Origin of the sequence: Streptomyces turgidiscabies Car8 (genome assembly GCF_000331005.1) — a bacterium.
GTDB classification, from domain to species: Bacteria; Actinomycetota; Actinomycetes; order Streptomycetales; family Streptomycetaceae; genus Streptomyces; species Streptomyces turgidiscabies.
The window spans coordinates 18497-31894 of sequence record NZ_AEJB01000207.1; the positions used below are offsets into that span (position 1 = coordinate 18497).

Sequence of the window (13398 nt, forward strand, 5' to 3'; positions counted from 1 at the left end):
CCCCTCTCGGCTCACTGGCCGCGGTACAGCTCGCGCTTGTCGATGTAGCGCACCACACCGTCCGGAACCAGATACCAGACCGGGTCGCCCTTGGCGACCCTCGCACGGCAGTCTGTGGACGAGATGGCCAGGGCGGGAACCTCGACGAGCGAGACACCGCCCTCCGGGAGTCCCGGGTCGGTCAGGGTGTGCCCGGGCCGGGTGACTCCGATGAAGTGCGCGAGGGAGAACAGTTCGTCGGCGTCGCGCCAGGTGAGGATCTGGCCGAGCGCGTCGGCGCCCGTGATGAAGAACAGGTCCGTCTCGGGGTTGAGCGCGCGCAGGTCGCGCAGGGTGTCCGTGGTGTACGTCGGCCCACCGCGGTCGAGGTCGATGCGGCTGACCGAGAACTGCGGGTTCTCGGCGGTCGCGATGACCGTCATCAGATAGCGGTCCTCGGCCGGCGACACACTGCGGTCGGTCTTCTGCCACGGCTGTCCGGTCGGTACGAACACCACCTCGTCGAGGTGGAACTGCGCGGCGACCTCGCTGGCCGCCACGAGGTGCCCGTGGTGGATCGGATCGAATGTCCCGCCCATGACACCGAGGCGGCGCTTGCCGGGGTTCGACGGACCGTTGCCGAGCACGCGCCGGAGCCCCGGACGGCTCTCCGCGTCGCGCGCCGGACGGTCGCCGGCGCTGTCCGCCGGACCGGTAGGCATGTCCTGCTCTCCCATGCGGCAGACCCTACCGGCCCGGCCTGAGGGCACCGGCCGCGGTGTCCGAACCCTCCCGGAGCCGGCTCAGCGGTCGCGGTTGAAGCGGGTGGTGATCCACAGCAGGAGCAGCAGGATGAAGAGGGCGCCGCCACCTGTGACGTAGGGGCTGAGACTCTCGTGGTTGCCGCCGTGCTCCTCGCCCTCGGCTGCGAGGGTGACCAACTGGGCTGCGGCGCTGTGGAAGCTCATCTTCGGCAGGACCTATCCGGTGAGGGCGGGATAAAGACGTCGGCCCATCGTAAGCGTGCCCTGCGACGAGGATCACGCCGACTCCGCCGTCGGGTCCGGGGAGGGGCCCGCGGGGGAACTTCCGGCCCGTCTCAGTCGTCCTTCTGCCTGTACCCCCGCAGCAGGAACCACGCGGTCAGGATGCAGCCGAAGAACATCACGATCAGCACGACCCGGAGCAGATCGCCGGATCCCTGCTTCTCGGCGGCGCTCGCGGCCTCGGTGATCCAGTCGGTTACGGGGGTGTGGTCCATCGGATCGCTCCTTACGGTGTGCTGCCCGGCCACGGTATCTCCGCCTAGGCTGGGCTTCGCTTCGGGGGGCACATAGGGCAATCAGACGCATGGGGGAACACATGTCCGACGACAGCCGTGACAGCAACGAGCAGGGCCCCGAGGGCCACGAGAGCGTGCCCAGCAGACAGCGCACCCGCTTCCCGGGTATCTCCTCGCGGGCGTACGAGCACCCGGCCGACCGCTCCGCCCTGGTCGCCCTGCGCAAGCTCAGCGGGTTCGACACCGTCTTCAAGGCGCTCAGCGGGCTGCTTCCCGAGCGCAGTCTGCGGCTGCTGTTCCTGTCCGACTCCGTGCGCGTCTCGGACCAGCAGTTCGCCCACCTCCACGCCATGCTGCGCGACGCCTGCCAGATCCTGGACCTGGAGAAGGTCCCGCCCATGTACGTCAACCAGGACCCGCAGCCCAACGCGATGTGCATCGGTCTGGACGAGCCGATCATCGTCGTCACCACGGGCCTCGTCGAGCTGCTCGACGAGGAGGAGATGCGGGCCGTCGTCGGGCACGAGGTCGGACACGCCCTCTCCGGGCACTCCGTCTACCGGACGATCCTGCTGTTCCTGACCAACCTGGCCCTCCGCGTCGCCTGGATCCCGCTCGGCAACATCGCGATCATGGCGATCGTCACCGCCCTGCGTGAGTGGTTCCGCAAGTCGGAGCTGTCCGCCGACCGCGCGGGACTGCTCGTCGGCCAGGACCTCAAGGCCTCGATGCGCGGCCTGATGAAGATCGCCGGCGGCAACCACCTGCACGAGATGAACGTGGACGCGTTCCTCGCCCAGGCGGAGGAGTACGAGGCGGGGGGCGACCTGCGCGACTCCGTGCTGAAGATCCTCAACGTGCTGCCGCGTACTCACCCCTTCACCACCGTGCGCGCCGCCGAGCTGAAGAAGTGGGCCGAGTCCCGGGACTACCAGCGGCTCATGGACGGCCACTACCCGCGCCGCACCGAGGACAAGGACACCTCGGTGTCCGACTCCTTCCGCCAGTCGGCGGCGAGCTACGCGAGCAACGTCAAGAGCTCCAAGGACCCGCTGATGAAACTGGTCTCCGACATCGCCGGCGGGGCGGGCGACCTCGGCGGCAGGGTACGAAGGGGCTTCGGCGGCTCCACCGGTTCAACACCTCCGCGAGAGGACTCATCTCCGGGCGACTAAGCCCACCCAGGGGCGCGGGGCTGTGCCGATGTGCGGCTGCGCCGCGTGGGCGCGACAAGCCCCACCGGGCCCGCACCCGACGAACCACCCCGGACACCCTCGCACCGCCGGCCTCGCGCCTCCGGCCTCACACCGTTGGCTGCACCCCCGCCGCCAGCGAGCCGCACAGCGCCGCCGTGCCGCCCGTGGCATACGGATCCGTCCCGGCCGGTCCACCCGCCTTGGCGGTCTGGTCGGCCAGCATCGGCCTCAGGTAACCGGCGGAGTCCTCCGCGCAGGACAGCGGTCCGGCCTGGACGTAGGAGACGACCAGCCGGACCTGGTGCATGCGCAGGTCGTCGCGGTCGAAGCTGAAGTGCAGCTCGCGTCGGACGGTGAACAGGGATGCCTTCGCCTGCTCACCGGCGCCGGTCGGCCGCAGCGCGTAGACGAAGGTGTGGTCCGCCACGACCTCCAGGGTCGCCGAGTCGGTCTCGGCGGCCCGCAGGGTGCCCCGTACGCGGATCCTGTCGTCGGCCAGCTGGGCGCGGGAGGGGTCGAAGCGGACCAGCCATCCGGTGGGCGCGTGCCTGCCGTCGGCGGTCGGCTGGTCGAAACTTTGATCGAATTGGTCGAGTTGGTCGGGATCGAGCATCACCCGCACGGCTCGGACCTCGCCGCCGGTGAGCACCTCCGGATAGAGCGAGGACTCGACCAGGTAGTCCTTGGCGGCGGTCAGGGCGGTGACGACCTGGCTGTCCGAGAAGTGCTCGGTGCGTCGCGTGGCGGGCAGCGCGATGCCCTCGGCGCCAATGCCGAACTGGGCCGCCGGACTGTGCGCGAACAGTTGTTCGGGGTCGGTGGAGCCGGGCACGGCGCCCTGCGGCGCGAGGGGCATCACGGTCATCCGCAGCGGCTCCGGGGCCGGCTCGGCGACCGGACTCTGGTACGGGTTCCGTACGCCCATGTAGATCGCGGTGCCGAAGGCGACGGCGATCAGCAGCACGAGGATCAGCGCCTGCCGGGACAGCCCCCGGTGCGGGAGCTGGCGGCGGCGTACGGCCGGTGCGTGGTCGTCCAGGCGCTCCTGGGCGGAGAACTCCTGGAGCCGGGCAGCGCGGACGAACGACTCGTCGAAGACGACGGATCGGTACTCGTCCTCGCCGCCACCAGGGGCAGCCTCGGGTGTCCCCTCAGGTGGGTCTCCTGGTCCGCCCATACCTTCAGAGTAGGTCTCCGGAAGCCTCGGTAAACGCCCCGCCGCACGACAGTTCTGACAGGTTCTCACCAGGAAGGGACAGGGCGCGGGCGCGGCCGGGTCAGGGAGTGCGGGGGAACGCGGACACGGCCGGCCGGGAGTAGTCGGCCGAAGCCGAAGGGGTCGTCTTTCCGCCCTGCTCGAGATTGGTCGAGGCGGGCGGCGGCACCTGCTCCTCACGGCTGGAGGACGCCCCCCGGTAGACCGCCGTGAAGGCCAGCGCGACCATGCCGATCCCCATCACGAGGGCGAGCATCCAGGCGACGGGGCGGTGCCAGCGGGAGACCTGTTTGCCGTGCGTGCCCGCAGCGCCGTAACGGCCCTCCAGGATGTCGGCGTCGTCCAGATCGTCGAGATCCCGGCCGTGGCCGTAATAGGCGAGGTCGTCGGGCCCGAAGCCGTCGTCATGGCGCTCGTCTCTGAGGCCTCTGGCGTGCGCCCGGCGGGCCTCGGCCTCGGAGGCCTCCGCTCTCGCCTGCGCTGCGGCAAGGAGGCGTTCGACGGCGGTCGGCTCGTGCACCACGGCCGCCAGTACAAAGGCCTCGTCGAAGACCACGGAGGCGAACTCTTCGTCCGACACCCCGCGGTCGTGGTCGTCGTCGGGCTCCCAGCCGTCAGGGAAGAACGGCGTGCCCCCCACGTCCTCCGGCACGGATCCAGAGTAGACCGGGGGTGTCATTTTGGGCAGACGGTAGGGAAATTCAGCTACTGGATGAGATGCGTTTCATGCGCCGTCGGCCGCCGTCGCCCACGCCGGCCCGCCGGGGGCACAGCGCCGGGGCGTACGCCCGCCGTCCGCCGGGCGCCCCGGCGGACGGACCCGCGATCATGCCCCTCAGCGGCGGATATGCCCGTCGCCGGTGACGATGTACTTGGTGCTGGTCAGCTCCGGCAGCCCCATCGGCCCGCGCGCGTGCAGCTTCTGCGTCGAGATGCCGATCTCCGCGCCGAAACCGAACTGACCGCCGTCGGTGAAGCGCGTCGAGGCGTTGACGGCGACCGTCGTCGAGTCGACCAGCTGGGTGAAGCGGCGGGCGGCCTGCTGCGAGGTCGTCACGATCGCCTCCGTGTGCCCGGAGGTCCACAGCCGGATGTGGTCGACGGCCCGCTCCAGCGAGTCGACGACGGCGGCGGCGATGTCGTACGACAGGTACTCGGTCTCCCAGTCCTCCAGGGTCGCCTCGACCACCGTGGCCTTCGAGTCCTTCGCGTACGCCAGCACACGCTCGTCGGCGTGCACGGTGACCCCGGCCTCCGCCAGCGCGTCCAGGGCGCGCGGCAGGAACTCGGGGGCGATGTCCTGGTGGACGAGGAGGGTCTCGGCGGAGTTGCAGACGCTCGGGCGCTGGGCCTTGGAGTTGATCAGGATCTCGATCGCCATGTCGATGTCGGCCTGCGCGTCCACGTACACATGGCAGTTGCCCGTGCCGGTCTCGATGACGGGAACCGTCGACTCCTGGACGACGGTCCGGATGAGGGAGGCGCCGCCGCGCGGGATCAGTACGTCGACCAGGCCGCGGGCGCGCATCAGTTCCCGTACGGAATCGCGGCTCTCGCCGGGGACGAGCTGCACGGCGTCGGCGGGCAGGCCGGCCCCGCCGACGGCGTCGCGCAGCACCCGCACCAGGGCGGCGTTCGACTCGTGCGCCGAGGACGAGCCTCGCAGCAGCACCGCGTTGCCGGACTTCAGACAGAGGGCGGCGGCGTCGACCGTCACGTTCGGGCGGGCCTCGTAGATGATGCCGACGACACCCAGTGGGACGCGGACCTGGCGCAGGTCGATGCCGTTGGGGAGGGTGGACCCGCGGACGACCTCGCCGACCGGGTCGGGCAGCGCCACCACGTCCCGGACGTCGGAGGCGATCGCGCGCACCCGCTCCGGGGTGAGCGTCAGCCGGTCGATGACCGTCTCGCTGGTGCCGGCCTCCCGCGCGCGGGCGATGTCCTTGGCGTTGGCCTCGACGATCTCGCTCGTACGGACCTCCAGCGCGTCCGCGACGGCGAGGAGCGCGTCGTCCTTCTCGGCCCGCGGAAGGGGGGCGAGGTCGGCGGCTGCGGCCTTGGCACGGTAGGCGGCCTGGGTGACCGGGGACATCGAGTCGTACGGCGAAAGCGTGGGCATGAGGAAAGCGTAGTGCGCCGGGCGGAACCGTCCACCGGCTATCCCAAACCCCGAGACAAGCCCCTGAGAGCCCGCAAATCCGCCGGACAGGCCTGGAACCGGCTAGAAGGGGTGGACGCCCACCGGGGTCGCCGGCAGCGGGCCGAAGCCCTCGGCGATGCGGTAGTGGTAGGTCTCACGGTCGATGACTTCCAGGCCGACGATCTCCCAGGGCGGCAGCTTCGCGGTCTGGCGGTGCTCGCCCCACAGCCGCAGGGCGACGGCCGCGGCGTCGTGCAGATCGCGGGCCTCCTCCCAGTAGCGGATCTCCGCGTGGTCGTTGGCGTATCTGCTGGTGAGCAGAAAGGGGTGGTCGTGGGCGAGCTGCTCCAGACCGCGCCGGACCTCCTTCAGCGGAGCCTCGTCGCCGGAGACGCTGAGCGTGACATGCCACAGGCGCGGCATGTCTTTCGGCTCCTCGAACGCCTCCTCGAAGCGGGCGCCCGCCGCGACGCTGGTGAGGGCGCGCTCCTCGCCCACCTTGCGGGAGGCGCTTCCACCACGGGACGTCGCCGCCCCAGGGCGCACTCGTCTCACGGCGGCCTCCTTTACCCGATGGTCGTGCGGAATCTCCCTGAAACAGAGAGAAGCAGGTGCGCACGCTTCATGGGGCACTTTTGCGGAACGTCCACCTCACGGCGGGCGGATTTGCGGGGCGTTCCCCCTGTTTTCGGCCTTTGCGGGACTGAAGTCAAAAGGGAAGGCCGCTGCGACTCAGGGGTTCAGGATGACCAGGTCGTCCCGGTGCACGACCTCACGCTCGTACGCGGGGCCCAGTTCGCGGGCCAGTTCGCGCGTCGAGCGGCCGATCAGCTGAGGGATCTCCTTGGCGTCGAAGTTGACGAGCCCGCGTGCGACGGCCCGGCCCGCGCTGTCGCACAGCTCGACCGGGTCACCGGCGACGAACTCGCCCTCGACCCCGGCGATCCCGGCCGGCAGCAGCGACTTGCGCCCCTGGACCACCGCGCGCACGGCGCCGTCGTCGAGGCTGAGCGAGCCCTGCGGGGTGGAGGCGTGCTGGAGCCAGAGCAGCCGGTCGGCGGAGCGCCTGCCGGTGGCGTGGAAGTAGGTGCCCGTGTCCCGGCCCGCGAGGGCGTCGGCGGCGTGCACCGCACTTGTCAGGACCACCGGGATACCGGCGGCGGCGGCGATCCGGGCGGCCTCGACCTTGGTGACCATCCCGCCGGTGCCGACGCCGGCCTTGCCCGCGCTGCCGATGTCGACATGGGCGAGGTCGGCCGGGCCGCGCACCTCGGCGATCCGTGACGTGCCGGGCTTGCTGGGGTCGCCGTCGTACACGCCGTCGATGTCGGACAGCAGTACGAGGAGGTCGGCCCGTACGAGGTGGGCGACGAGGGCGGCGAGGCGGTCGTTGTCGCCGAAGCGGATCTCGTCCGTGGCGACGGTGTCGTTCTCGTTGACGACGGGGAGGGCGCCCATCGCGAGGAGCTTGTCGAGGGTGCGCGAGGCGTTGCGGTGGTGGGCGCGACGGCTGGTGTCGTCGGAGGTCAGGAGCACCTGGCCGACCCGGATGCCGTGGCGGGCGCAGGAGGCGGTGTAGCGGGCGATGAGGAGCCCCTGCCCGACGCTGGCGGCTGCCTGCTGGCGGGCCAGGTCCTTGGGGCGCCGACGCAGGCCCAGCGGGGCGAGGCCGGCGGCGATGGCGCCGGAGGAGACGAGGACGATCTCCTTCTCACCGCCGCTGCGGCTGGTGGCGAGGACGTCGACGAGCGCGTCGACCCGGTCGGCGTCGAGGCCGCCGGCCGCCGTGGTCAACGACGAGGAACCCACCTTGACGACAATCCTGTGGGCCCCTGCGACGGCCTGCCTTGCCCCTGCCACCTGCGTGTCGTCCCCTCGGGTCGTCCGGCTGCGCTGCCGCGCAATTTACGCGAACAGGGGCGGGGGTGTGTGTCGGTCCAGTGGGCGGACGGCGGATCTCACCGCCGTCCGCGCCGGCCGGGCCCCTCAGGTCCGCGCGGTCGCCGCCTGCCGCTTCTGGCCCGCGTTGCGTGCCTCGGCCTTCACCGCGAGGTCGGCCGTCGCGGTGTTGAACTGCTCGATGGACGACGGCTCGTCGGGGCCGAGCAGATACCGCTTGAGCTCCGTACGCTCACCGGCCAGCGGATCGGCCGCCGGGTCGCGCACCGCGTCCAGCAACTGCCCCAGTTCCGCAGCGCTGTTGGAGAGGATCACGGCGGCCCGTACGGCGGTGTTCTGCCGCTTGAACTCCTCCGCGCCCAGCGCCGCCGAGTCCGACACTGCGTACGGCTTGCCGCTCGCGATGAAGTCGGAGACCACGCTGGAGATGTCGGAGACCATCGCGTCGGACACGTTGAAGCAGTCGTACAGCCGGGGCTCGGCCCCCGTGACGACCCGGTGCTCCCCGGCGCTGAACGAACGCCAGTACGCGTCGTTCCACTCGGTGCGCAGCTTCGCGATCTCCTCGTGCCGCTCCACGTCGACCACCCCGTCCCGGGTCGCCTCCGCCTCGTCGCCCTTCTCACCGGCGGGCCCGGCCAGTTCGGCGAGCCGCGCCTCGATACGGACGAGGTCCGCCTTGGCGCCCGTCTGCTCGCCGAGGTCGCCCAGGAAGCGCGGGTCGGCGGCCCGCTCCACCGCGGCCTTCTCGACGAGCGCGGTGATCCTCTCGTGCGCGGCCCCGGCCTCGTCGCTGCGGGTGCCGGTGAAGGGGTGCGGCTTGTACAGCACCCGGACGGGCGGGTCGGCCGCCACCAGCTCGCGCACGATGTTCTCACCGGCGAGCAGGAGGGAGGTGTTGCCGGGATCGTCGTCCCAGCCCTCCCAGGTGGGCGCGTACAGAACGGTCGGGATACGAGCCCCGGGAGCGCCCTGCGACCCGCGGATGGGCGCCAGTTGGGGCCGCCCGACCTCGACGATGTCCTCGTCCCGGACACCCACGTCGGCGATCGCGTACCGGTCGCGCCCGGCGCGCCCGGCGACCCACACCTCGTCGTAGGCCTTGCTGAACGGGTTCACACTGGCGATCTTGTCGCTGTCGCCGTGCCCGATGAAGACGTGCTTCATGGTCGGTACGCGCAACAGGTGGATGTTCTTGCCCACGTTCGCCGCGTAGAGCGCGACCCGGACCGTGCGCAGGTCCAGGTTCATCAGATGGATGCCGCCGGGCACACAGATGACGGGGACGGTCGTGGGCGCGAGGTTCTGCAGGATGACGCGTTCCCGAAGGACGATCAGCGGCCGGCTGTCCAGCTGCTCCATCGTCTCCAGCCACATGTTGACCTGGTACGCCGAGTCCTTGGAACCGGAGAAGTACAGCACCGTCTGCGGCCGGTACTCGCGCAGCCACGCGTCCGTCGCCGCGAGCACCGTCTCCGCGTCCGGCGGGATGCGGCGCCCCCGGACGTAGGGCGCCAGGGCGGCGACGTACAGGAACGCCAGTCCGAGGGTGACACCGACGCCGACCATGCCGAACACCGTCGAGCCGGTCTCGGTGGTGATGAGGATGCCGGTCAGCGCGGCCAGGTCGAGGTGGAGCATCTTCTCGGTGGAGCGGTCCAGCAGGAAGCGCGGCGGGGCGTCGGGGATGGCGATGCGCGAGGCCAGGTCGACGTTGCGGGTCGCGACCGGCATCCGGCGGCGGTTGCGGATCAGCGTGATCAGGGCGCCGTGCGGGGCCTGGAAGCCGTAGAAGGCGATGAAGCAGGCGATCGCGGCGTAGAAGATCACGTTCCTGGAGAGGTCCGCGCGCGCCAGCAGAAGCAGCACCAGCAGTTCCCGGACCAGGAACCGGATGGAGACGCCCGCCCGCACCTTGCTGAGGCGGTTGACCAGATAGCTGCCCCGGCGGTGGAGATAGTGGTCCGCCAGATAGGTCACTGCGGCGGCGGCGGCGAAGGCGGGCACGCTCGGGAGGAGCGCGGCCAGCATGAGACAGGGGAAGCCCAGCATCATGAGGACCGCCGCGGCCAACTCGGCCGGGCTGCCCACCCGGGCGACGCGAATAGCAGTGGAGATCAAGGAGAACCTGTATCCGGGAAAGTACTCGGGAACGATCTGGAATTACTCGGGAATTATCTGGCTGTCGGTCCGGTGGTTTTTCGTGAATGTGGTGTGGATTTTATGCCAGGCCGTCGTTCTGCCGGTCGAGAACGCTGGCGAGCGCCTGTTCGAAGCCGGAGGCCCGACCGGCCACGGCTGTCGGGTCCTGCTGGCGGACGTCGATGACATGCCCGGTCAGCTCGGACAGCAGCACGTCCAGCGACGTACGGGCCACCGCCTCGGAGGACAGCAGCGAACCCGCGGGCTCCTGGCCGAAGGCCTTCGTGCGCATCGGGGTGGCCGTGCGCTCCGGGTTGACGCAGTTGACGCGGACCCCGTCACCTGCCCATTCGTCCGACAGTGCCTGGGTGAGGTTCACCATCGCGGCCTTGGTGGAGGAGTAGAGGCTGTACTCGGCCCGGCCGCGCGTGTAGCTGCTGGAGGTGTAGAGGAGCAGCTGGCCCTTGGTCTCGGCGAGGTACTTGTAGGCCGAGCGGGCGATCTGCACGGGGGCGAGGTAGTTGACCTTCAGCGCTTCCTCGATGGTCGCGTTGTCGGTCTCGGCGAGCTTGCCGATCCGCAGTACGCCGGCCGTGTTGATGACGTAGTCGATGCGCCCGGTCTCGGAGTACGCCTTGGACAGCGCGTCGTCGACCTCCTCCGGGTTCTCGACGTGCGTGCCCGTGGTGGAACGCCCGAGGGCGTACACCTTCGCCCCGTACCCCTGGGCCAGCTCGGCGATGTCCTTGCCGATGCCGTAGGACCCGCCGAAGACGACGAGGGTCTTACCGGTGAGCAGCTCGCGGTAGGCCTCCTCGCTCATCTGTTCCGGCGTGGCGGCGGAGGCGAGCTGGAAGAGCTTGTCGGCGATGAAGACGTCGACGGGCTGGGTGACCTTCATGTTGTACTCGTCGCCCGCGACGACATGGATCGGCACGTCCGGCAGATACCGGAGTACGACCGAGCAGTCGTCCGTGGCCTGGAAGTTGGGGTCGCCGGCCGCGACCTCGTAGGCCCGCCGGATGGTCGACAGCTTGAACGCCTGGGGCGTCTGACCGCGCCGCAGCCGCGAGCGGTCGGGGATCTCGGTGATGAACTCACCGTCCTCGCCGTGCGTGCGCGTGACGATGATCGTGTCGGCGGAGGGAATGGCGACGTCGACGGCCTGGTAACGCTCCAGGGCGATCACACAGTCGTCGATGACCCGCTGGGACAGCAGCGGCCGTACGGCGTCGTGGAACAGGACGTTGGCGTCCTCACCTTCGGCCAGCCCCTCCCCCAGCGCCTCGATGGCCCGCTCGGTGGTGTCGTTGCGGGTCGCGCCGCCCTCGATGATCCGGGTGACCTTCTTGAATCCGGCCTTGGCGACGATCTTCTCGACGTCCGGCACATAGCCGGGGGCCATGAGGACGATGACGTCGTCGATCGAGTCCGCGTGCTCGAAGGTGCTGAGGGTGTGCTCGATGACCGCCTTGCCCGCGATCTTCAGCAACTGCTTCGGAATCGACAGACCCACCCGCTGACCGGTGCCGCCCGCGAGGACGACGGCGGTGGTGCGGGGCTTGGCTTTGTGCTGGGACACGGGCGACCTACCTCGGGGCAACAGAGAACCCTGAAATCGTCCCACCTGCCGTTACCGCAGTGCAAGGTGAGCGCCCTCCGTCGCATATGCGCACGCCAACTGTCATTCATCCGGCACCGCTGGAATGGCTGTGAGTAATGGCACAGAAATTGCGCCGCCGATTCCACGGATGGCCGCCCGCGCCCCTTTCGCCGTCAGACGGTCCGTACTCCCGGCTTTCCGGACTCCACATGGAGCTTCGCGAGAGTTCGGGAGGCGGAGGTGGATCTGGTCACGGTGTCCGCGATCCGGACCTGGGCGTCGATACCCCCGCGCCGGATGTCGAAGAGGTGGTAGCCGCGGTGGTTGTCGATGACCTTCCAGTGCGGATTGTCACCCTTCAGCGCGTCCCACTGCTTGTGGAAGGCGACGGCGTCCTGGTCCCCGCCGCTCGATATCGACGTACCGACGAACTCGGCACCGACGACCGCCGAGCGGGGATCGGCGAAGTCCCGCTTGAGGTCGCTGATCATGGTGACGTGACGGTCGCCGGAGAGGACGACGGGGTTACGCACGTTCGCGAACTCGCCGAGCAGCGCGTTGCGCTCGACCTGGTAGCCGTCCCAGGCGTCGTAGTACCAGAGCTTGCCCTCGCCGATCCTGAGGTCGGTCTCGGCCATCATGATCTGCGAGGCGATGAGGTTCCAGCGCGCCTGCGACCCGTGCAGGCTGTTGAGCAGCCACTGCTTCTGCGCGGCACCGAGCATGGTCATCGCCGGGTCCTGGGCGCCGGCCTGGGTGGTGGCCTGGTCGCTGCGGAACTGCCGGGTGTCGAGCACGTTGAGCCGCACGAGCCGCCCGAAGTCGAGCCGCCGGTGCATCCGTATGTGCGGGCCGTTGGGCACGGCCGTGGCGCGTACGGGCATGTGCTCGTAGTAGGCCTGGTAGGCGGCGGTGAGACGCGCCGCGAACGCCTCGGGCGTCTGCTTGTCGGGGTCCTGCGGGACGTCCCCGGCGAAGTCGTTGTCGACCTCGTGGTCGTCGAAGGTGACGACGAACGGCGCGGCGGCGTGCATCGCCTTGAGGTGCGGGTCGCTGTGGTACTGGGCGTACCGGTTGCGGTACTGGACGAGGGTGGTCGGCTCTCCGGTGCCCTCGTGCTTGCGTACGCCGGTGATCGCGGACGTGGACTCGTAGATGTAGTCGCCGACGAAGACGACGACATCCGGGTCCTGGGCGAGCATGTCGGCGTACGGGGTGAAGTAGCCGTGCTGCCAGTTCTGGCAGGAGGCCAGCGCGAGCCGCAGATGGCTGCCGGAGGCGAGCTGCCGGGGAGCGGTACGGGTACGGCCCACCGGCGAGAGCTGCCCGCTGGTCCGGAACCGGTACCAGTACTGCCGGTCGGGAAGCAGTCCCCGCACGTCGGCGTGCACGCTGTGCCCCAACTCGGGCCGCGCCCAGGCGTATCCGCGCTTCACCTTGCGCCGGAACCGGGAGTCCTCGGAGATCTGCCACTCCACGACCACGGCCCGGTCGGGCATTCCGCCACCGTGGAGCGGGTCGGGAGCGAGCCGGGTCCACAGGACGACACCGTCGGGCAGGGGGTCCCCGGAGGCGACCCCGAGGCTGAACACTCCGGAGGGCAACGGGCTCTGCGCCGCCCGGGCGGTCCCGGCCAGCAGCAACTGCCCGGACGCGGCGGCCCCGACGACGCCGGCACCGACAGTCAGAAACCGGCGTCTACCGGGCGAAACGACACCACTCACCGTCGAACTCCGTTGCCTGGGAGGCCTCTTGGACCTACGGAAGCTCCCATGGCAGCGCAAGCACACGGACAAACAGGAGACCCCTGAGGAATGAACAGGGGGTGATCATAGGAAATGACTTTTACGACCCCGCAGCCGGGGGGTCTTTAGCCCGTCCGGCGTTTGAGGACGAGCGCTTTCGGCGCGAAGGGGGGTCTGGGGGCGCAGCCCCCAG

General features: G+C 70.0%; 12 protein-coding genes. 1 reads left to right on the forward strand and 11 read right to left on the reverse strand.

The window, feature by feature from the left end:
* Positions 1 to 11 precede the first annotated feature (11 nt).
* The 3 genes from nadD to STRTUCAR8_RS53310 all read right to left on the reverse strand — a co-directional run bounded on the left by nadD (position 12) and on the right by STRTUCAR8_RS53310 (position 1240).
* A complete protein-coding gene (gene nadD, locus STRTUCAR8_RS13045) occupies positions 12 to 716 on the reverse strand; it encodes a nicotinate-nucleotide adenylyltransferase (RefSeq protein ID WP_006376169.1) in 705 nt (234 codons plus the stop codon).
* Between the two features lie 66 nt (positions 717 to 782).
* Positions 783 to 947, reverse strand: a complete 165-nt coding sequence (locus tag STRTUCAR8_RS53305) for a hypothetical protein (RefSeq protein ID WP_006376185.1) — start codon at positions 945 to 947, stop codon at positions 783 to 785.
* 131 nt (positions 948 to 1078) lie between these two features.
* Entirely contained in the window at positions 1079 to 1240 is a 162-nt protein-coding gene (locus tag STRTUCAR8_RS53310; protein ID WP_006376179.1) for a hypothetical protein, read from the reverse strand.
* A 101-nt stretch (positions 1241 to 1341) separates the two neighbouring features.
* On the opposite strand from STRTUCAR8_RS53310, the gene STRTUCAR8_RS13060 reads away from it, so the two are divergent.
* Positions 1342 to 2436, forward strand: a complete 1095-nt coding sequence (locus tag STRTUCAR8_RS13060; protein WP_006376178.1) for a M48 family metallopeptidase — start codon at positions 1342 to 1344, stop codon at positions 2434 to 2436.
* Between the two features lie 127 nt (positions 2437 to 2563).
* Here STRTUCAR8_RS13060 and STRTUCAR8_RS13065 read toward each other — a convergent pair whose 3' ends face one another.
* The 8 genes from STRTUCAR8_RS13065 to STRTUCAR8_RS13100 form a co-directional block, all read right to left on the reverse strand.
* Positions 2564 to 3634: an SCO2583 family membrane protein gene (locus tag STRTUCAR8_RS13065; protein ID WP_006376183.1), complete on the reverse strand. Its 1071-nt coding sequence runs from the start codon at positions 3632 to 3634 to the stop codon at positions 2564 to 2566.
* A gap of 100 nt (positions 3635 to 3734) precedes the next feature.
* Entirely contained in the window at positions 3735 to 4325 is a 591-nt protein-coding gene (locus STRTUCAR8_RS13070) for an SCO2584 family spore wall biosynthesis protein (RefSeq protein WP_006376168.1), read from the reverse strand.
* 183 nt (positions 4326 to 4508) lie between these two features.
* Positions 4509 to 5795, reverse strand: coding sequence for a glutamate-5-semialdehyde dehydrogenase (locus STRTUCAR8_RS13075; RefSeq protein WP_006376158.1), 1287 nt, complete (start codon positions 5793 to 5795; stop codon positions 4509 to 4511).
* Positions 5796 to 5897: 102 nt separating this feature from the next.
* A complete protein-coding gene (locus STRTUCAR8_RS13080; RefSeq protein ID WP_044472116.1) occupies positions 5898 to 6362 on the reverse strand; it encodes a hypothetical protein in 465 nt (154 codons plus the stop codon).
* 186 nt (positions 6363 to 6548) lie between these two features.
* On the reverse strand, positions 6549 to 7676 hold the full coding sequence (proB, locus tag STRTUCAR8_RS13085) for a glutamate 5-kinase (RefSeq protein WP_006376164.1): 1128 nt from the start codon (positions 7674 to 7676) through the stop codon (positions 6549 to 6551).
* Positions 7677 to 7802: 126 nt separating this feature from the next.
* Positions 7803 to 9836: a hypothetical protein gene (locus STRTUCAR8_RS13090; RefSeq protein WP_100247537.1), complete on the reverse strand. Its 2034-nt coding sequence runs from the start codon at positions 9834 to 9836 to the stop codon at positions 7803 to 7805.
* A 100-nt stretch (positions 9837 to 9936) separates the two neighbouring features.
* Positions 9937 to 11439, reverse strand: coding sequence for a bifunctional cytidylyltransferase/SDR family oxidoreductase (locus tag STRTUCAR8_RS13095; RefSeq protein ID WP_006376175.1), 1503 nt, complete (start codon positions 11437 to 11439; stop codon positions 9937 to 9939).
* A 194-nt stretch (positions 11440 to 11633) separates the two neighbouring features.
* Complete coding sequence (locus tag STRTUCAR8_RS13100) at positions 11634 to 13184, reverse strand: alkaline phosphatase D family protein (protein ID WP_044472117.1); 1551 nt, start codon at positions 13182 to 13184, stop codon at positions 11634 to 11636.
* Between the last annotated feature and the right edge of the window lie 214 nt (positions 13185 to 13398).

Coding starts and splice junctions, on each gene's coding strand:
- nadD (WP_006376169.1), bottom strand. CDS start 716: ATGGGAGAGCAGGACATGCCTACCGGTCCGGCGGACAGCGCCGGCGAC.
- STRTUCAR8_RS53305 (WP_006376185.1), bottom strand. CDS start 947: ATGAGCTTCCACAGCGCCGCAGCCCAGTTGGTCACCCTCGCAGCCGAG.
- STRTUCAR8_RS53310 (WP_006376179.1), bottom strand. CDS start 1,240: ATGGACCACACCCCCGTAACCGACTGGATCACCGAGGCCGCGAGCGCC.
- STRTUCAR8_RS13060 (WP_006376178.1), top strand. CDS start 1,342: ATGTCCGACGACAGCCGTGACAGCAACGAGCAGGGCCCCGAGGGCCAC.
- STRTUCAR8_RS13065 (WP_006376183.1), bottom strand. CDS start 3,634: ATGGGCGGACCAGGAGACCCACCTGAGGGGACACCCGAGGCTGCCCCT.
- STRTUCAR8_RS13075 (WP_006376158.1), bottom strand. CDS start 5,795: ATGCCCACGCTTTCGCCGTACGACTCGATGTCCCCGGTCACCCAGGCC.